26 protein-coding genes are annotated in these 17,254 nt (G+C 69.2%); all 26 read right to left on the reverse strand.

The window, feature by feature from the left end; all coding sequences use genetic code 11:
- On the reverse strand, positions 1–373 hold a 373-nt coding region (locus ACVDFE_RS00005), incomplete at its 3' end, for a hypothetical protein (protein WP_458429131.1).
- Between the two features lie 110 nt (positions 374–483).
- Positions 484–1,341, reverse strand: a complete 858-nt coding sequence (locus ACVDFE_RS00010; RefSeq protein ID WP_458429212.1) for a formyltransferase family protein — start codon at positions 1,339–1,341, stop codon at positions 484–486.
- Positions 1,341–2,006: a YczE/YyaS/YitT family protein gene (locus tag ACVDFE_RS00015; protein ID WP_458429132.1), complete on the reverse strand. Its 666-nt coding sequence runs from the start codon at positions 2,004–2,006 to the stop codon at positions 1,341–1,343. Before ACVDFE_RS00015 ends, ACVDFE_RS00010 begins: the two co-directional genes overlap by 1 nt.
- Complete coding sequence (locus ACVDFE_RS00020) at positions 1,996–2,889, reverse strand: inositol monophosphatase family protein (RefSeq protein ID WP_458429133.1); 894 nt, start codon at positions 2,887–2,889, stop codon at positions 1,996–1,998. The genes ACVDFE_RS00015 and ACVDFE_RS00020 overlap by 11 nt, the downstream gene beginning before the upstream one ends.
- 95 nt (positions 2,890–2,984) lie before the next feature.
- The gene (locus ACVDFE_RS00025; RefSeq protein ID WP_458429134.1) at positions 2,985–3,152 is read right to left on the reverse strand and encodes a hypothetical protein; all 168 of its coding nucleotides are present in this window, start codon (positions 3,150–3,152) and stop codon (positions 2,985–2,987) included.
- A 182-nt stretch (positions 3,153–3,334) separates the two neighbouring features.
- Positions 3,335–3,769, reverse strand: coding sequence for a hypothetical protein (locus tag ACVDFE_RS00030; protein WP_458429135.1), 435 nt, complete (start codon positions 3,767–3,769; stop codon positions 3,335–3,337).
- On the reverse strand, positions 3,750–4,547 hold the full coding sequence (locus ACVDFE_RS00035; RefSeq protein WP_458429136.1) for an SAM-dependent methyltransferase: 798 nt from the start codon (positions 4,545–4,547) through the stop codon (positions 3,750–3,752). Before ACVDFE_RS00035 ends, ACVDFE_RS00030 begins: the two co-directional genes overlap by 20 nt.
- A gap of 17 nt (positions 4,548–4,564) precedes the next feature.
- Positions 4,565–5,536 carry a helix-turn-helix domain-containing protein gene (locus ACVDFE_RS00040; protein WP_458429137.1) on the reverse strand — a complete coding sequence of 324 codons (972 nt, stop codon included), beginning with the start codon at positions 5,534–5,536 and terminating at the stop codon, positions 4,565–4,567.
- Between the two features lie 54 nt (positions 5,537–5,590).
- Positions 5,591–5,734 (reverse strand): hypothetical protein, encoded by a 144-nt coding sequence (locus ACVDFE_RS00045; RefSeq protein ID WP_458429138.1) that lies wholly within the window; start codon positions 5,732–5,734, stop codon positions 5,591–5,593.
- A gap of 102 nt (positions 5,735–5,836) precedes the next feature.
- Positions 5,837–6,307, reverse strand: coding sequence for a hypothetical protein (locus tag ACVDFE_RS00050; protein WP_458429139.1), 471 nt, complete (start codon positions 6,305–6,307; stop codon positions 5,837–5,839).
- A gap of 61 nt (positions 6,308–6,368) precedes the next feature.
- A complete protein-coding gene (locus ACVDFE_RS00055; RefSeq protein ID WP_458429140.1) occupies positions 6,369–7,640 on the reverse strand; it encodes a helix-turn-helix domain-containing protein in 1,272 nt (423 codons plus the stop codon).
- Positions 7,641–7,717: 77 nt separating this feature from the next.
- The gene (locus ACVDFE_RS00060) at positions 7,718–8,107 is read right to left on the reverse strand and encodes a hypothetical protein (protein ID WP_458429141.1); all 390 of its coding nucleotides are present in this window, start codon (positions 8,105–8,107) and stop codon (positions 7,718–7,720) included.
- 109 nt (positions 8,108–8,216) lie between these two features.
- A complete protein-coding gene (locus ACVDFE_RS00065; protein WP_458429142.1) occupies positions 8,217–8,630 on the reverse strand; it encodes a hypothetical protein in 414 nt (137 codons plus the stop codon).
- A gap of 56 nt (positions 8,631–8,686) precedes the next feature.
- Positions 8,687–9,127, reverse strand: a complete 441-nt coding sequence (locus ACVDFE_RS00070) for a hypothetical protein (protein WP_458429143.1) — start codon at positions 9,125–9,127, stop codon at positions 8,687–8,689.
- A gap of 20 nt (positions 9,128–9,147) precedes the next feature.
- Positions 9,148–9,450, reverse strand: a complete 303-nt coding sequence (locus ACVDFE_RS00075; protein ID WP_458429144.1) for a hypothetical protein — start codon at positions 9,448–9,450, stop codon at positions 9,148–9,150.
- A gap of 160 nt (positions 9,451–9,610) precedes the next feature.
- The gene (locus tag ACVDFE_RS00080) at positions 9,611–10,201 is read right to left on the reverse strand and encodes a hypothetical protein (RefSeq protein ID WP_458429145.1); all 591 of its coding nucleotides are present in this window, start codon (positions 10,199–10,201) and stop codon (positions 9,611–9,613) included.
- Positions 10,201–10,524, reverse strand: coding sequence for a hypothetical protein (locus tag ACVDFE_RS00085; RefSeq protein ID WP_458429146.1), 324 nt, complete (start codon positions 10,522–10,524; stop codon positions 10,201–10,203). Before ACVDFE_RS00085 ends, ACVDFE_RS00080 begins: the two co-directional genes overlap by 1 nt.
- Positions 10,525–10,655: 131 nt before the next feature.
- Positions 10,656–11,111, reverse strand: coding sequence for a hypothetical protein (locus tag ACVDFE_RS00090; protein ID WP_458429147.1), 456 nt, complete (start codon positions 11,109–11,111; stop codon positions 10,656–10,658).
- A 260-nt stretch (positions 11,112–11,371) separates the two neighbouring features.
- A complete protein-coding gene (locus ACVDFE_RS00095; RefSeq protein ID WP_458429148.1) occupies positions 11,372–11,803 on the reverse strand; it encodes a GNAT family N-acetyltransferase in 432 nt (143 codons plus the stop codon).
- Positions 11,800–12,036, reverse strand: coding sequence for a hypothetical protein (locus ACVDFE_RS00100; RefSeq protein ID WP_458429149.1), 237 nt, complete (start codon positions 12,034–12,036; stop codon positions 11,800–11,802). Before ACVDFE_RS00100 ends, ACVDFE_RS00095 begins: the two co-directional genes overlap by 4 nt.
- A 103-nt stretch (positions 12,037–12,139) precedes the next feature.
- Positions 12,140–12,316 carry a hypothetical protein gene (locus ACVDFE_RS00105; protein ID WP_458429150.1) on the reverse strand — a complete coding sequence of 59 codons (177 nt, stop codon included), beginning with the start codon at positions 12,314–12,316 and terminating at the stop codon, positions 12,140–12,142.
- A gap of 26 nt (positions 12,317–12,342) precedes the next feature.
- On the reverse strand, positions 12,343–12,639 hold the full coding sequence (locus ACVDFE_RS00110) for a hypothetical protein (protein ID WP_458429151.1): 297 nt from the start codon (positions 12,637–12,639) through the stop codon (positions 12,343–12,345).
- Positions 12,640–12,791: 152 nt separating this feature from the next.
- Positions 12,792–13,700 (reverse strand): hypothetical protein, encoded by a 909-nt coding sequence (locus ACVDFE_RS00115; RefSeq protein WP_458429152.1) that lies wholly within the window; start codon positions 13,698–13,700, stop codon positions 12,792–12,794.
- A gap of 162 nt (positions 13,701–13,862) precedes the next feature.
- Positions 13,863–14,642: a hypothetical protein gene (locus ACVDFE_RS00120; RefSeq protein ID WP_458429153.1), complete on the reverse strand. Its 780-nt coding sequence runs from the start codon at positions 14,640–14,642 to the stop codon at positions 13,863–13,865.
- A gap of 330 nt (positions 14,643–14,972) precedes the next feature.
- Entirely contained in the window at positions 14,973–15,833 is an 861-nt protein-coding gene (locus tag ACVDFE_RS00125) for a hypothetical protein (RefSeq protein WP_458429154.1), read from the reverse strand.
- A 66-nt stretch (positions 15,834–15,899) separates the two neighbouring features.
- The gene (locus ACVDFE_RS00130; RefSeq protein ID WP_458429155.1) at positions 15,900–16,880 is read right to left on the reverse strand and encodes a hypothetical protein; all 981 of its coding nucleotides are present in this window, start codon (positions 16,878–16,880) and stop codon (positions 15,900–15,902) included.
- Positions 16,881–17,254: the final 374 nt, after the last annotated feature.

Below are 17,254 nucleotides of genomic sequence, written 5' to 3' on the forward strand. Positions count from 1 at the left end.
CGTCGGCCAGCGTCGGGCGCGGCCACAAGCCCTGTTGCAGCGCGAGACGGTAGATCGTGGCCACCGTGCGGGCCTTGGCCTCCGCGTTGCCACGCCCGAACGGCGGGACCATGAGCAGCGCAGCCATCTCGATCCCCATGTCCACCCCGCCGACGTCGAGCCGCCCGACCTGCCGTGCAGCCCACGTCAGGAACCTCTTCGAGGGAGGCCGGACGTTGCTCCTGCTCCCCCGGCGCCGACCCATGCTGAGCAACTGCGCGGTTCCCTGGGGCGGGTTGATCTCGAATACCAGCGCCCAGTTCTCCGCACCGGGCATGCCGCCGAGTTCCGCACGTCGTCCGTTGTCGCCGTAGAAGATCTTTCCGTTCAACATGTGACCAGCATCGGCGCAGGTCAACGGTGATCGAAAGCTCTATGGGCAAAGACCACTGAACTCGGGGAAGGACGCCCTGAACGGGCGACCCCTCCCCGAGTTGCGCCCGCCTAGGCGGGGATGTGGACGGTGCGGCCGCCGCAGACCAGCACCTCCCCGCGGGCATGCCTGCCCACGGCCGTGAGCAGCGCGGCGACCTCGACCTGGCGGCCCGCAACACTCAGGTCCCGGGTGGAAGGCGCCGGGCCGAGCCCGTCGACGCTGCGGAACTCCTGGGTGATGATCTGGCCGGCGTCCAGGACCTCGGTCGCGTAGTGGGCGGTGGCCGCGATCGTGCGTGCTCCCCGTTCCCGCACGCGTGCGTACGGGTTCGCGCCGGCGAACCTCAGGGTGTCGTCGTGGTGGACGTTGATCACTGGCACCAGCTGGCACAGCTGCGCGGGCAGGACCTGCATGAAGCGGGCCATCACCACCATGTCCGCGGCTGTTTCCTTGATCAGCTGCTCCAGCTCGGCGTGCGCGGCCGCGGCGCCGTCCGCGTCGGTCGGCCAGTTGATGTGTGCGAACGGCACGCCGTAGACCTCGGTCAGCGCCTGGAGTCGCAGGTGGTTGGACGCGACCGTGACGACGTCGCCGTCCAGGTGCCCGGCCTGGTGCTGCGCCAGCAGCTCGTGCACGCAGTGGTCGACCAGGCTGGCCAGGACGAGGATTCGCGGCCGGTCCAGTGCCTGAACCTGCCAGGCCTCCAGCGACCAGTACGCCGCGTGCGTCTCGAGGTCGAGCAGGAGCGCGTCCAGCTCGGTCAGACACGCGAACTCGATCCGCACATACGCCACCGCCCGGTGCGAGTCGCTGAACGCCCGGACATTGGTGCCCAGCCGCGCGCCGTGCCCGCGTAGCCAGCTCTCCAGCTTGCCGCGCAATCCGGTCTGATCAGGCCCGGCGATCATCACGACGTAGGACCGCATCACCGGCTCACCTCCGCCTCGACCTGCTGCCGGCGCGAGAACGCCGGCAGCAAACGGGCGATCGCGGGCCCCAGCAGCAGGGCCAGCACCACGCTTCCGACTCCGAGCGTCCCCGTCCGCACCGCCAGGACCGGGTTGATGATCAGCACCCCGGCGGTCAGGCAGAGCAGATCGGCGGCGACGCGGATCCGCGCCAACCCCCAGCTGGTGCGCCGGGCGATTTCGAGCATCAGCCCGTCCCGGGGCAGCCCGCCGAGTCCCGCGGCCAGGTACAGGCTCGTTCCGAGAGCGAACAGCACACCACCGAGCACCAGGCCCGCCACCCGCAACCACAGCACGTCCGGCACGGGCAGCACGGTCAGCGCGGCGTCGGCCACGACGGCGGGCACCACGACGGACGCGACCGTGCCGACACCAGGACGAACCCCTAGCGACAGGTTGATGACCAGCACAAACGACTGCACGGCGATGATCGCTCCGCCGATGGTCCAGCCCACGCGATCACCGGTCGCGCGGTGCAGGACGTCGAGGGGCAGCAGCCCCAGCGCGCTGCGGACCAGCACCGCGACCGCGAGCCCCATCAGCGCCGTGCCGACGACGACCTGGACCAGGCGCAGGGCCAGCGCCCCGGCCGTCTTCCCAGCGGGAACGGCGTCACGATGCATGCGCGGTCACCCACTCCGGCTGTACGTCCTCGACGCGCCGCGCGAGCCCGGCCGCCCCGGCTTCCTTGAGCAGCCGCAGGAAGTCGTCCGCGATCTCGGGCGCGCACGCCACGATGGGGTCGCCGAGGTGCGCGGCTGGTCCGCCGGTGCCGGGCCAGCTGACCACCGCCCCGGCTTCCTCGCAGATCAGCAGACCCGCTGACCAGTCCCAGACGTGCAGGTGGTGCTCGTAGTAGGCACCGAGGACGCCTTGCGCGACCCGGCACAGGTCCATCACGGCACTGCCACCGCGGCGAACGTCCTCCACCTGGTCGATCATCCGCGCCACCACCTGCGCCTGCGGCACGCGCTCGTCGGCGAGGTAGGAGAACCCGGTGGCCAGCAGACGCTCCGCGAGCGGACGCCCGACACGGGCCTGGAGCGGCCGCGACTGGTGGACCACGTTCGGGTCGTAGAGCAGCGCGCCGTGGCCGCGTGCCGCCGAGTAGAGCCGGCCACTCACCGGCTCGGCGACCGCGCCGGCCAGGACTAACCCGTCCGCGGCGATGGCGACGGACACCCCGAACTCTGGAGCTCCACTGCGCAGGTTCGCGGTCCCGTCGACCGGATCAACGATCAGCTGGAGCGCGCCGGGCCTGGCCGGCTCGGCGCCGCCTTCCTCACCAACGAAGCTGTAGTCGACGGCATCTCCCCACGTCTCACGTGCTGCTTCACGGATCGCGGCCTCCGACGTCGTGTCGCACACGGTCACGTAGTCGGTGGCCGAACTCTTGGTACGCGCGTCGGTGGCCCCCGGCCGCCTGAGCCGTTCCCGCACGGCGCTGGCGCCCATGCGCGCGAAGTGCTCGGCGTGGTTGCGCAACTGCTTGGTGTCGTAGTGCACGTGCTCCCCCTGATGACGACGACGGATCGGCCGTGGTGCAGGCCGGATCACCTTGTGCGGCGGCGGTGGCGTGAGGAGAAGGCGTTGCACCGGCCTCACCGGCCGGTCTCCGCGGTGGCCCTGCGGCGCCGCGACGGCCTCCAGAACCCTGGATCGGCGGCGGCCGCGACCAGGTACAGCACGAGCAGCACGACGGCGCCCGCGCGCGTCCACACCGCAGCGGTCGCTCGCCGGCCCGTCCAATCGACCCCCACGAGCTGCATGAACCTCTCCCCTCGCGCTCCGGAGAGGGACCGCTGTCCCCATCCCCCTGGAGCTCCACGGATGGTGGAAAACCCCCAGGTCAGGGTTGCGGGACCGCCTCCGGTGTCACATCGGTGGAACAACCGAGAGCGGGTACCTAGCTGCGCCGAGACGGCGCCGTGAGGGTGAGCGGCCGTGCGAATCAGCCGGCAGAGGGTTCGTCCCTGACAGGTGGTTCGTCGCTGGAGACGTGCAGGTCAGCAACCGCCCGCAGCAGCGTCGGCCTGTCCCCGTCGTCACCGTCCGACACGGATTCCTGGGCCGGGGCACGGAGCACTTCCGACTCCGCGACGTACAGACGTCCAAGATCGATAAGCAGCGTGCCGAGTTCCTCGAAGTGCGCCGCACGCTCCGCGTCCGGGAGCATCCCGCACGTCTTCATGAGGTGCTGGACCAGCACACCGCCGAACTCCGGATGGCTCTGTGCGACGACGCCAGCCAGCCGCTTCAGCGAGATGCGGAGCAGGTCCTCGGTGAGGGGTTCGGCGGACACGGAAAGCAGTTCCTCGTTCTCGATCGGCCGGTGCCGGCGTTGGTGCGGGTCGGACAGCCTGGCGTCACGGGCGCCGTGCGACACCGGCGTACAGGCCGTCCTGCTCGGTGTCCTGCTCGCCGGTCGGCTCGCCGTCCGGCCGCCAGCTTGAGGTGGTGACCAGACCCGGCTCGACCAGCTCGTAGCCGCTGAACAGCGCCAGCACTTCATCACGCGTCCGCGGGAACACGTGATCACAGCTGGTCTTCATCGTGCTGACGATCTCCTCACCACGGATGAAGTCAAAGTCGTCCGTCAGGTGGGTGAGGGCGAAGAAGCTGCCCGCAGGCAGCGCATTGCGGTAGCGGGCGAACAGGGCCCTGGGGTCGGCTTCGGGGGCGATGAAGTGGGCGGTGGTGATGGCCAGCAGCCCGACAGGCTGGGTGAAGTCGAGCAGCCGGGCAGGCTCGGCGTCGAGCACATCGTCAACGTGGGTGACGTCGGCGGCCACGATGGCGGTGTAGTCGTTGCCCGCCAGCAGCAACTGGTTGTGCGAGACGGCGACGGGATCACGGTCGACGTAGACCACGCGTGAGTCCGGAGCTTCGGACTGGGCGATCTCGTGCACGTTGCCCACGGTCGGGATGCCCGAACCCAGGTCGAGGAACTGCCGGACCCCGTTCTCCACCATGAACAGCACCGCCCGCCGCATGAACGCCCGGTTCTCCCGGGCGATACGAGCCACGCCGGGCTGCACCTTCATGATCTTTTCCACGAGCAGGCGATCGGAGGCGAAGTTGTGGCCTCCGCCGAGCAGGTAGTCGTAGACCCTGGCAGCGCTGGGGATCGACACGTCGACCCCCGGTAGTTCGGGCGCCGGCACCGACTTGTTCCTCCTGGTCACAGCGCCCCAGAGGTGTTCTGGAGAAGGTCGAGCAACTGGTGCGCGTGCTGCTGCCGCAGGATCGTGCCCGGCGGATGTGTCACCAGGACCACCAGCTCCGCAGAGCCTTCGACCCAGCGAGCCACGGCCGTCTGCCCCCAGACGTGTTCGAGCGTCGTCATCGGGCTGACGGGCCCGCATTCCAGCGGAATCGTGGACGGGGTCGTCAACGGGCGCGGCTGCTTCGGTTCCGCCGACCACAGCCGCTGAGCCGTGTAGCTGCTGAAACCCGATTCGAACTTGAGGAACGGGCGGTCGTCGACGGCGACGTGCACCTTGCAGTCCTCGGGACGGACAACGCGCAACGAGTGCGGGCTCGGTCGCCGCTTCGCGGCGGTGTCGCCCAGGGCGACCCGCACCAGCCGCAGCTCCCCCGTGCGCAGGTACCCGAGCAGCTGGCCGAGCGCGTAGTCCTGGCCGTCGACCAGCTCCGCCCGCTCGCTTTCGGAGACGGAGCCGAGGACGTCGAGCAGCTGCTGGTTGCGGGGCTCCTGGCGCCAGGCCTGGACGAGGTCGAGGACGGTGGCACCGGCCGGGTTCGTCTTCGCGCGCCACTGCCGGCCGAGTTCGGCGGTGAGCAGGTCGACGGCGTCCTTGCGTGCCACGTCGCCCTCCTCCCCCGCCGCGCACAGCACGCCGTAGGCGCCGGCGCTGTCGGACGTCACGAGCACCTGGACGCTACGCCCGGTGTGGCGCAGGTGCCGCACGCCGACGTTCAGCGCGGTCGGGCCCAGCCCGTAGCGGTTCTTCACCGAGCAGTGCGTGACGAATCCAGCCCGCACAAGCTCGTTGAGCAGGTGATAGGTGGTCGAGCGAGGAAGCCCGACGTCCGCCGCGAGACACGTGGCGGACGTCGGTTCGGGTCTGCGCGCGAGCGCGTCGAGCAGCGCCAGGCCACGACGCAGAGCGGGGACGTAGGACGCCTTCACTGCCGCTGAACACCCTTCGTACGAACAGGACTTGCTGGTCTGGCTGGTGCTTCATCACGTGACGCGAACGACCACGAACACCACGACGCCGACGATCAGCACGGACACCAGCACCCACGGGGTCGGGCCGTACGCCACGAGCACACCGAAGGTGATCGCGGCGCACACCGCAGCTAGCAGGACTCTCCGTGCGGGCATGAGGGGCGCTGGTCTTCCGATAGAGGTCCGGCCTGGGCACCGCGCCGAGGGGGGAGAGGGGCGGTACCCAGGCCGGGATTTTGGGGAGGGGGCTGAAGCGAGCTACTGAGGGTTCTTGGTGCGCAGGAGCAGCTCGGCGAAGCATTGATCACACGGCAGAAAGCCGACGCCGCGCATGTTGTCCACCAGGTCGAGTTCGCCAGGACCGAACGACTCGGAGCACAGAGCGGTGATCGCCGGGGGCGGCGGCGCCGTGAGATCAGGCATCGGGATGACGTGAACGGATCGGTCTCGTTCGCCGACAACGCGGTCTCCGCGCATGCCGCCGGCCTTCAGCCTCGCGAAGAGCACCTGGAGCTCCGCTGCTGGCACGAGCGCGGGCGTCAAAGACGCGTCGGCTGTCGCCCCGGTCCTGCCCGACCGGGACGACTCCGCCGAGCCGCGGAACACGTCGCCGTTCTCCTGGCCCGCACCGCCGCGACAGCGCGGGAGATCGCCGACGTGTTCCGCGAAAGGGGTCGCGATGGTGCCGCCGAAGGCGTCCCGCTGCGCGACCTGCCGTCCTCCATTCACGACGGTGAGGCTATGAGCAGCCCAAAGGCGTTTGTGGCATGAGATGCCACACGAACAAAGATCACCCAGTAGGGGCAGCCATGCCGATGACGTACGCGAGCCTGCGCAGTTCACGGCCTTCGACGGTGTTCCGGTTGGCCCACTTCAGGTTGCCCGCGACCGCCTGCCGGAACAGGACATGATGGTGCATCCGTTGCGGCGCAATGCTTTCCGCCCGCACGAGTGCCTGCACGCCGTCCAGGCGGAACTTCTTCTCCGCGATCAGGGAACGTCCTAGATCGGCCTGGTACATGGCCACGCGAGCCGCAGACGGAATCAACTCTGGGTGGACGTCCTGCGCCAGTTCAGCCACCCGTCCGGCCCCCTCCCCCAGCTCGGCGGCGAGGGTGACCCTCCAGACGCCGACGTTCGGCCGGCCGAAGTAGAGGTTTCCGAACTCCCCCACCTCGACGTCCATCCGCTGCGCGATCGCCTCGGCCTCCGCCAGGTGCTCCCGCGCGCGCTCGGGGTCCGGGGCGTGGCCGGCAGCGGCCGCCAGCGCGGCGTTGAGGTGCAGCATCCCGAACATCTGCTGGGCGTTGGGGTCGTCCAGATGGCCGGTCAGCTGGTCGGCCGCGTCCACGGAGAGCTTGTACTGGCGGGATCGGCCGGCCGAACCGGCCGCGTGGCCTCGCAGCCAGGCAGCCAGAGCGAGCCACGCGGGGTCTCCGAGTTCCTCGGCCACCTTGCGCGCGTGATGAGCGGCCAACGTCGGAAGTCCGCGGACGCCCAGGTTTTTGCACAGCACGGCGGCGGTGTGCATGACCTCGAGCTGCGCCTGCAACACCTCGCGGGACGGTTCGTCCGCGAACAGCGCGTACAGCTCCCGCATCAACCCCGGAACGACGGCGCCCTGCGCCGCGTAGTCGGTCTTCGGACGCAAGACCCTGTTGAGGTGGTCGACGTCGGCCAGGACCTGATCGACCGGCCGGGGAACGACGCCCTCCGGGCGCTCCCCCAGCTCGATCTCGCCCAGCGCGTCCTCGACGTCCACGATCACCGCGTGCGCGTCCGCGGCTACTGGGTTCTTGAGCGTCAGCGGCTGTTCGAGCAAGTCGTGGGGCGCGACTTGGAGCGCGGTCGCGATGGCCTCCAGCACGGTCCGACTGGAGACGTTGACTTCACCGCGCTCGATCTTCGCGAGGTTGCTGTGGTCCATGCCTGCCAGCGGACCGGCTTCGCGCAGCGTCAAGCCTCGGACGTTGCGAAGTTCTCTGACTCGCTTGCCGAACTTCTGTGCCTCGTTCAACGACGCCCTCCCCAACCGGTCGGAGCCGTCCTGCTCTCCTGGCAACGGTACCGGCGCCGGATTACGAGCAGGTACGCCCGGTCCCGCACCGCACGACGTGGGCAGGGCCGCTGGCCAGCGGCTTATGCGTATTCGTCGTCAGCGTCGGGGACCACGAAGACGCCGTTCTCGAGCACGAGCACGCCGTCTTCGGACAGGAAGAAGTCAGGCTGTTTGGCGAGGATCGAGGCGACGTACCGAGCCGCGTCCAGGGCCGTCCTGTGCGGCCCGAGGTGGACGGCGAAGTCGAGATGCCGGGCGCCGCACCACCACTCCAGCCGCGTTTCGGCGCCGTACATGGTCCTGCTGCTCAGCACGTGGACGAGGTCGTTCACCGTGGCCTGGTAGGCGTGCTGGGTCTTGTAGTCGACCCCGACCATGTCCTGCGCGTCGGTGGACGGGCGCCACAGGATGCCGTCTACCTCAAGGGTGGCCGGATCGCTGACGGGATCGGCGGTTCCCAGAATGCTCATGACGCTCCTTCTGCTGCAAAAACGGGCGTTTTCGGATGCTTCGGGTCGTGTTCGGCCTGGTGGCGGGAACAGCGACCGTAGTCGGTGGCTGTGCTGTGATGATCTTGGTTCAGGAGAGTTCGAGTTCGGCCTGGCCGGCCGTTTCCTCGGGCTGGCCGAACTGGCCAGCGCTCTCCCCTGGCTCTGCCGGTGGCTCTCCCGGCTCCAGGTCGAAGTCGAGCTCAAGCTGACCGTGTCGTACGGCTCCCCTGGGAGCGTTGCGGGGGTTGTCCGCGTGCTGGCAGTGGTGACACGTCACCGCGTCGGTGGTCGGGTGCAGTTCGTCCAGGCCGACGCCGCTCCAGCCCTGGCCGCAGCCTGGCGCGGGCAGCTGGAGACCGGCCAGCCACGCGACCAGTCGGACACCGTGGACCACGTTCGAGTCGCGCACCCGCAGGTTGTGCCCCTCGAACCTGTTGCACTGGTGCATGGCGATCCCGGTCAGGATCGCCGTCGTCGGGTCGGCAACAGGAACAGCAGCCACGCGCTGATGGTGCCCGAAGGCACCGACAGCGCGCGACGTCTGGCGGCGTGGGCAGCTCAGGACCGATCGGCAGGGGCGGCAACCTGGAACGCGCGATGCGGATCGCTCCCCGCGTCGCCCCACATCAGCCCGGTACGCAGGTCCAGGGCCACGGTGAACCCGTCCGAGACGGGGCCGAACAGGTCGCTGAGCAGGTCGTCCGCCCGCGTGAACGTGACGGTCCGGGTGTTGCCGTCCGCGAACGCGACAACGCCCGCGTCATCGAGGAACCGGCCCTGGTCGTACTCGCGGTGCTCGGCGAACAGCACACCGATCACCGGCTCCCGGGGGTCGAGTTCCTCGTGGACGAGTTCGATCAGGGCGTCGATGTCGTCGCGCTCGTTCAGCGCGGTCATGGCGTGGCGCAGTCGGTCGCGGGTGTCCTTGTCCAGTGCGGCCAGCGACGTGGCCAGGGTGTGATCGTCCGCGCCGTCCAGCGTGATCAGGTTGACGGCCACCGGCGCCAGACTGCTCTCGCTCACCGCTCGTCCGTTCCGCCTGCGCCCAGGCTCGTCTTGATCGGCTCGGCGTCGACCTCGGGGGCCAGCTGGTCGACGTGCAGCCAGGTGGGCGTGTGCGGGCTGTCGTTCACCTGGAGCACCAGCTCCGCGTCGCGCAGCTCCCGCAGCCTCTTATAGGTCGTGCCGAAGCTGCCGCCGATGCCGCGATGGGCCTCGGTCGTCGTGAACGCCGTGGTCTGGGCCTTGATCCACGAGTCCACGGCCTCGATCTGCGCGAGGGTCGCCGGTGTCGGGTTCGGGCCGAACCTGGGGTGTTGCATGGGACTTCCTTCCGTTGTCGCGAGTGCCAGGGTCTGAGCTGCGAATCTCTCGCCTGACACCATTAAATATATCAGAGATAAGGGGACAGTGGAAGTGGGCCCTGATCGGGTTCGGTCAGCAGTGCCTCACTCGGATGCCGGTCCCCAGCTCCACCGCTGATCAGCTGCTCGACTCGGCACGGATTCGGGCCAGGTGCCTGCCCACGGTGTTGACATGGACCTCCAGGCGTCGGGCGATGTCGAGGTTGGTCAGCGACGTGCCGGCCGCGGCGGCCTCGTCCAGCAGCGCGCGAATCCGCTGCTCGAGGTCGAGCGCGTCCTGACGCCGGCCTCCGGTCGTGCCAGAGGGCCGGCCGCGCGTCGGCGGATTGTCGCGCTCCCGCTCGGCCGTGCTGCGGTTCCAGAACGGCACCCCGCACCGCTCGTCATCAGAGGGCAGGCGTCCGTTCTGGTAGCGCTTCTCCCAGGCCTCGGGCTTCACGCCGGCCACCGCGGCGGCCTCGAACCGGTCCAGCAGATCGTCCGGCCGGTCTTCCTCGGGCAGAGGCTCGACCTCCAGGCTGGCCGCGAACTGCTCGGCCTGCTGCCGGTCCCACAGCGTCGGGTAGCCCTGAGCGGCCTTGCGCGTGGTCACCGGCGCCGGGTGGCCGTCCTGGGCCCACGGCTTCTTCTTGTGCGCCGTGGCTTCGCTCTGGCCGTGCAACGCGGCGATCTCGAGGCGGCTGACGACGTCACGTCCCGCGCGGATCATCAGGCGTCCACGCTCAGGTCGCTGCGCAGGCCGGCGAGCACGTCGAGCGTGTCGGTCACGAGGGCCTGGCCGCCCTCGTCGCGCGCCGGCGCGATGTGCGCGGCCGGCTCGTCGTCCAGCATGAGGACGAACGGCTCCACGTGGCCGGCGGTGACGAGTTCCGCGGCTGCGTCGAGCGCCTGCCGGCGCGCGGTGGCCACGTCGCCGGCGCTGCCGTGCGCCAGGTCCCCGGTCGTGCCGGCGCTGAGGCTCCACCTGTGGTTGGGCATGTCCTGTTCCTCCTGGTCTTCGCGGTGCTGCGGGTTGTTGCGCTGGTGCTGCACGATCCCGTGATCGCCGAGGGGAAGGGCGTTCGCCGGGCTGGATCTGTGGACAACTCGTACCTGTGGACAACTCCGGAACCTGTGGACAGCCCGGAAACCGGGGGCCTCTTGGTGAGGCCCCCGGCACCTGGTCAGTCTTCGGGCCGCACGAGCGCGCGAGCCTGTCGCCAAGCGTCCATCGTGGACCGGTAGGCGCTCTGATCCCTGATCTCCAGGCTGAGCGCGCCGACCCGCAGGACCAGGTGAGGCTTTCCGCCCAACGTGCGTGACGGCGCGAGCGCTGCCGTGCAGGCCGGGAGGGCGGTCAGGCTGACCACGGTGGTTGCGTGGCTCCCGTCGCGTCGCCGCTGGAGATCCCCCGGTGCGAGCGATTCGGGCAACCGGTGCAGGTAGACCCCGCCCGCCTCCCACGTGCTGAACACGTGCTCGATGGTCAGTTCCGGCTTGAAAATCCGGTACAGCACCGGCCCGACGATCATGGTCACTGACCGGCGTTCGGTGTGCCAGCCTGACGTCCCCAGGTCTTCCAAGGTCTGCTCTCCGGCCGCCAGGATGGTGGTGGAGACGATCTCCGAAGTTCCCCTCATCAGGTACTCCCCTCTGTGTAGTTGTCGCGATGTCCGGTCCGGGCTGCGAATCCCTCGCCTGACACCACAAAATATATCAGAGATGCGGGGAGATTGGAAGGGGTGTTGACCAGCGTTTACACTCAAACCGCCAGCAACCTGGACTGCCCGCACGGGACTGCCCTCGTTGTTGTCGCGATTAGGGGTCGACACCTGCGAAGCGCCCTCGGGCGTCGTGTCGGCCCCGTCTCGCGTTCAGGGCGGGAGCCGGTGCTCCGAGGTCAGCCGCGCGCGGCGCGCACCAGGACCTCGGCAAGGTCGTCGGACAACTCCGCGTCGTGGCTGAAGCCGAGCCGCTCGTACCACTTCCTCAGCTCGACGCGGGACAAGGCGGGACGGCCCACCCGGCCCCGCTCCAGCGGGCTGCATGCCAGCGCGAACGTGCGGCCGGGGTTCCGGGCGAACACGGCCTCCATCAGCTGTCGACCGTGCCCCTTCCCGCGATGCTCGGGGGTCACGTACACGCGCTCGACCCACAGTCGGACGTGGCAGTCGATCGTGTTGACCGTCGCGACCACCTGACCGGCGTGCAGCAGGTCCAAGTACTCGTGGCCGGATTCCGGCGCGGTCACGAAGAACGTGGCGGGCATGATGCTGGTTGCCGTGGCGGAGCGGGTGAGGTGCACCCGCTCGCCGTCCAGGTTGGCGATCACTCGTCGCCGTCCGCGAGACCGAAGCCGAACGCGAGCACTGCGGCGTCCTCCGCGGGCATGGTCAGGGCCTGGTCGATCAGCGGCGTGGTGCGCACCTCGCGCACCGGCTCGGAGGCCTGGCCGTAGTCGACCGGCCGGGCCACCGGCTCGACGTCGGGCAGGTCGAACAGCGGTTCGGTGGTCGGCGCCTCGGGCGCGGGCTTGGGGTCGAGATCGGGGAACAAGCTGCTCACGGTGTGCTCCAGGTTGTCGTCGCGATGTCCGGTCCGGGCTGCGAATCCCTCGCCTGACACAAGAAAATATATCAGAGATAAGGGGAAATGGGAAGTCCCCTGGTCATGCGGGTTCCGTGGTCTCGGTGGCGGGCCGGATGGTCGGTTCGATCCCCTGCCTGCGGAAACTCGCGGCGACGACCTCGGCCGAGATGAGACCGGCCGTCTTGATGCGGAACCCCGGACCCTCGACGTACTGCGGGTCCGAGTCGTGCAGCTCCCGGTACCGCTTCTCGGACATCCGCCGGGGCTTGGGTGGGACCGCCATCACGCCCCCGCGCTCAGGCCCGGCTGCGCCGCGAGTGCGCGCAGAGCGGCCCGGACCGCCGTCGCGCTGCCGAGCTGGTGCTTGGCGCCCTCGTTGCCGTGCTGGAGCCACCCTCGCAGCAGCTTGCCCGACTTCCGTCCGATGTAGACGATGCCGAACGTGCTCTCCCAGTGCGGTCCGTGGAGGTAGACCCGCACCGTCCGCGTGGTCTCCAGGTCCTCGTCGAGGTTGGTCACCGACAGGCCGGCCGTCACGGCCAGCGCGAGGACTCGGGAGGCGAAGGTGTTGGTGTGCACGGGACGAGGCCTTTCGGTCGTGTTGTCGCGGTGTCGGGGTCTGGGCTGCGAATCCCTCGCCTGACACCACAAAAAATATCAGAGATAAAGTGAGAGCGCAAGGGGGAACGGGCGGTGAGGCTGGCCGCCCGCTCCCCTGGTGTTTGCCCTGGTCAGTCCTCCCGGATCTGCCGCTCGATCTCGCTCAGGACCTCGTCAATGCTGGTGAGACGGGCGGGGACCTCGAACTGGCTGGCCTCCACTCCCCCGTGATCCAGGCGCTCGTTGATCTTCTTGAACTGCGTCTCCTTGTGGGCCTCCAGGCCGGGGCACGGCCAGGCCCGATCCGCGTCGGTCTCGATGAGCAGGCAGTACAGGCACGCGCCCGTGGAGTCCTGGTGCAGCTGCGGGTCCAGGCACCACTCGATGCGGTTGAACTCGCCGTGGTGCTCGATCCACACCGCCGCCACCGAGCGGGTCGGCTCGGTCGGCTCGATCTCGTCGGGGTCGACGTCGGTCAGCTGGTCCCAGTAGTGCGCGCACGCGGCGGCCAGCATGTCCGTGAACCGCTCGCCGTCGAGGCGCTCCACCCACTTCGTCGTGCAGAGGTGCTCCAGGGACAGCAGCATCGTGCCGAGCTGGAGCACGAGCGGGTCCCTGATCGGACGGGCGTGCAGGTCGAGGTTGCGCGCGTCCATCAGGTGCATCGCGGCGGCGAACAGCTCGCACAGCACGGCGGAGAACTCCTCGCCGTCGAGGTGCGCGGCTTCGCGGTAGGCGCTCACCGCCGCGTCGGCGGCCTCCTCATCGCTGCGGAACCATTCCGCAAACAGCTGGTCGAACGTGTGCACGGCGGTGAGCGCCAACCCGGCGTGCAGCGTGTTGTCGTGCTCGACGTCGGCGCGGCTGCTGCCGTTGCGCCGCTTCCCGTCGCCCAGCCACAGCGCCAGGTCAAGCCCGGCCGTGAGCGACCGGACCGAGGGCTGGGGATCGACGGCCGGAACCCTGCGGGTGAGGCGGTCCGGATCGGTCTGGCCGTCCACCGGGAACAGGCGGAACCGGTTGTCGTGGAACGAGTACATGGGACTCCCCCGAGTCGTGGTGTTGTCGCGATGGACCGCCTGGCCAGGGCTGCGAATCCCTGGGACAGGCGGGAACTGCGCCTGAAACGGCGCGTGAACGTGCGCGGCCGTGCCGCGCCCTGGGTTGCCGGGAGGGCCTGCGCGGCCCTCCCGGCGTGGTGCTCAGGCCTGCTGAGCGACCTTCTCGTGGTACGCGAGGTACGCGGACAGCTCCACGCCCCCGAACACGCTCAGCGCGACCTGCGGCATGACCGCGAGGCCGGGCATGATCGCCAGCTCATCGGCCCACGTGGTGACGGCGGACTCTCCCAGCACCTCCACGACCTCCGCGACGGCGCAGGCGATCAGGTCCTCTTCGCTGGTCTCCGCCTCGATGCGGAACCCGCGCGCGTCGGCGAAGTGCCGCAGGTCGGTCAGCAGGTCCTGCACCACCGTGGCCAGGCTCTCCCCCTGCGTGCCCGATGCCGCCCGGTACGCGGACAGCATCGCCTTGACCGCCTGGGCCTGCGTCCGGACGTCGGTGGTGTGGAACACCCGGACTGCGACCGCCGCGCACGCCGCGCTGCGATCGGCGTAGCGCCCGCTGACCTCCGCCGCCTGGAACCACAGCGACGGGTCCAGCTCGTCCACCGACGCCGCCTCCGGCTGCGCGTCCTTCGCCGGGTGCATGTCGTCGTAGACGACGCCGCGCGCCCCTTCGGCCCTGGTGAAGAACTCAGTGATCGTGTGGGCGAAGCCGGTCGAGGCCTGGTGAGTCGCGTTCCACGCCACCGTGCGCCAGGCGCTCAGCGGCATGGGCCTCGTGATCGCGGCCGGGTCCACGACCATGTACGTCACGTCGTCCTGCCGCTCGCCGTCGACCAGGACCACAAGCTCGAACGTGTTGGTGGCCGGGTCGCGGTATCCGGCGATCTCGATCCGCGGCGCCATGTCGTTCTGCATCTCTTCTGCCCTTCGTCTCTGTTGTCGCGAGTGCTGGGGTCTGGGCTGCGAATCCCTCTCCCAACACCAAAAAATATATCAGAGATAGCGGGACGATGCGAACCTTTTTGGCTCTAGATCGAAGAATTTTTTGCTCGGCCTCTGTCCGGCGGCCGGCCATTCGTGAAGCGATTTCGCCGGCCTAGTGCTGTGGCGCCGGCGGAATGCGCCAGTCCCCCATTCCTGCGAGCGCGAAAAGGTCGGGCGGAGATGGAACGCGCTGGCAGCGGGGCTGGCGGTGCCAAAAACGGCCGTTTTTGGCACCACCAGCGGCGGTGATGTGGCTACGACTCAGAGACGACTTCCTCGACGTACCTGCGGTACGCGGCGCTCTGAAGCTCGGCGAACACATCCTTTGCCAGGCCGGACCGCCACGGCACGTCCTTCTCCCCGGTCAGTTCCTCCGCCCACACGGTGATCCCGCACTCCTTCAGCGCGTACAGCAGCTCTCCGATCGCGCACGCGATGGCGTCGGTGTGGTGCGGCCGCGCCTCGATCCGGAGCTTCCCGGGAATCGGCGAAATGCCGCAGGTCAGCGAACAGCCCCTGGAGCGTGTTGGCCAGCGATGCCCGGAAGTAGCGCGTGGCGGCGCGGTACGCGCTCAGTGCCGCCTCGACCTTCTCCCGCTCAGACTCCGCCGCGCACGTGCGAAACGCCCGCAGCGCGACCACTCCGTACGCCGCGCTGAACCCCGTGGTGCCGGTGGAGGCGTTGGCCGCCTCGAACCACAGCTCCGGGTCGAGGTCCTCCACCGTGGCGGCGTCACGCTGCACGTTCGCGCTCGGGTGCATGTCGTCGTAGGTCAGGGTCTCCTCGTCGATCTCGGAGTACGCGCTGATCATCGACGCGAACGCGACCGAGCCCTGACTGGCGACCTCCCGGACCGCCCCGCGCCAGGCGCTGCGCGGAACGCGGTCCTCCTCGTCGCGCAGGCAGGTGGAGAAGTTCGCCCAGCGGGTGCCGTCGAAGATGTTCCACAGCACGTTCTGCTGCTCTCCGTCGACGTAGACCACGAGGTCGATCTCTCCGGTGTCCGCGTCGCGGTGCCCGGCGATCTCGATTTTCGGCGTGTTGGCCTGCATCTCTTTTGCCCTTCGTCTCTGTTGTCGCGGTGTCGGGGTCTGGGCTGCGAATCCCTCGCCTGACACCACTAAATATATCAGAGATAAGGGGAGAGTGCGACTGTTTTCGGCTCTACACCAGAAAAAAGTTCTGTCTCAACAGGACTGGAAGCCGGCAATCAGGTAGCCGATTCCGCCGGCCTGGGTTTCGAGCGATAGCCGGCCGATTTGTGGTCCCGGCGGACGGGTTCCCGTGGTGGCGCTGATCCACGTGAGTGAGCAGGCGTCCACCGTGGCGTGGCCTGGAGCTCCGGCGATGGCGGCCGCGCCGCGCGGGTTGCCGTAGTTGGCCGCATCGGTGACCTTCGCGGCCAGCGCGGTGATCGCGTCGGCGCAGGTGGACGCGCCGAACGCCTGCGCGAACTGCGCCCGACCGGTCTCGGTGAACAGCGAGTCGCACACGCCGGTGTTGCGGCGGCCGATCGCCTGCGCGAGCACGGCGGGGTAGCCCGCCGGGTAGGTCGGCAACCAGCGTGTTCCGGTGCTGCTCGTGGTCGTCGGCGCGGCCTTCGTCGTCGCGGCCGTGCTCGCCGTGGTGCTCGTGCTCGCCGTGGTGGTCGACGGCGGGCACGGCGTCCACCCGACGATCAGGTAGCCGTTGCCGTTCTGGCGCAGCAGCTCCCAGCGGCCGAGCCTGGGCCCCGCGTCGGTCGTCGGACTGGCGAAGGTGTTCCAGTTGACCGCGCACGCGTCGACCCACGCCCGGCTCCCCTGCACGCTGATCGCCGTGGACGCGTCGTAGTTCGGCATCTCGTAGCGGCCACGGTCGACCACCTGAGCGGCCAGCTTGTCCATCGCGGCCACGCAGTCAGCCGCGCCGTGCGCGTGCGCGAACTGCGGCTGGACCGGCTCGGCCAGCAGGACGCACGCCCGCTTGCTCTCCCGCCTCGCGAGCAACGAGTGGAACACCATGACCTCGTCCTGCGGTGAGCGAGGCAGCATCACCGAGACGTTGTAGTCGTGCGCCTGCTCGGCCTGGCGCTGCTCGACCGCCCGCACCTCCAGGTGCTCGACGGCCAGGCCGAACGAGCCGACCGTGGCCAGCGCCAGCCCCGGCACCAACAGCTTCCACTGCATGATCACCACTCCCCCGCGCCCGCGTCGGCGGCCGCACTCCCCTTGGCGTCCAGGGTCGAGCGGCGAAGTCGCCGGATGCATCAGCGAAAGCACCCAACCGCCCCACCTAGTGCACGACGCCCAGGTGCCCGCTTCTACCTATTTCCGCTGGTTAAAGCACTGCGCCGGTCCCCGGAGAGGTACACAAAGGACACAGGGGAGTGATCAGCAGCGAGGGGGTTGGAAATGTGCCGAGCACGTCATGAGCGGCCGCCGAACGGGCGGAGGTGCCCAGGTCACGCGGATCCGGATCGCAGACGCCTGGCGAACATCCGGCAGAGGATCGGCCGCAACGACCGCGCCGCCCGCCGCGCAAACGAGTCGCACGACTGGGA

This window comes from Lentzea chajnantorensis, from assembly GCF_054300775.1.

What these genes read in the sequence shown, in the direction of transcription:
- ACVDFE_RS00010 (WP_458429212.1), bottom strand. Translation starts at nt 1,341, where the DNA reads ATGCGGTCCTACGTCGTGATGATCGCCGGGCCTGATCAGACCGGATTG.
- ACVDFE_RS00015 (WP_458429132.1), bottom strand. Translation starts at nt 2,006, where the DNA reads ATGCATCGTGACGCCGTTCCCGCTGGGAAGACGGCCGGGGCGCTGGCC.
- ACVDFE_RS00025 (WP_458429134.1), bottom strand. Translation starts at nt 3,152, where the DNA reads ATGCAGCTCGTGGGGGTCGATTGGACGGGCCGGCGAGCGACCGCTGCG.
- ACVDFE_RS00045 (WP_458429138.1), bottom strand. Translation starts at nt 5,734, where the DNA reads ATGCCCGCACGGAGAGTCCTGCTAGCTGCGGTGTGCGCCGCGATCACC.
- ACVDFE_RS00060 (WP_458429141.1), bottom strand. Translation starts at nt 8,107, where the DNA reads ATGAGCATTCTGGGAACCGCCGATCCCGTCAGCGATCCGGCCACCCTT.
- ACVDFE_RS00075 (WP_458429144.1), bottom strand. Translation starts at nt 9,450, where the DNA reads ATGCAACACCCCAGGTTCGGCCCGAACCCGACACCGGCGACCCTCGCG.
- ACVDFE_RS00080 (WP_458429145.1), bottom strand. Translation starts at nt 10,201, where the DNA reads ATGATCCGCGCGGGACGTGACGTCGTCAGCCGCCTCGAGATCGCCGCG.
- ACVDFE_RS00090 (WP_458429147.1), bottom strand. Translation starts at nt 11,111, where the DNA reads ATGAGGGGAACTTCGGAGATCGTCTCCACCACCATCCTGGCGGCCGGA.
- ACVDFE_RS00105 (WP_458429150.1), bottom strand. Translation starts at nt 12,316, where the DNA reads ATGTCCGAGAAGCGGTACCGGGAGCTGCACGACTCGGACCCGCAGTAC.
- ACVDFE_RS00115 (WP_458429152.1), bottom strand. Translation starts at nt 13,700, where the DNA reads ATGTACTCGTTCCACGACAACCGGTTCCGCCTGTTCCCGGTGGACGGC.
- ACVDFE_RS00120 (WP_458429153.1), bottom strand. Translation starts at nt 14,642, where the DNA reads ATGCAGAACGACATGGCGCCGCGGATCGAGATCGCCGGATACCGCGAC.
- ACVDFE_RS00130 (WP_458429155.1), bottom strand. Translation starts at nt 16,880, where the DNA reads ATGCAGTGGAAGCTGTTGGTGCCGGGGCTGGCGCTGGCCACGGTCGGC.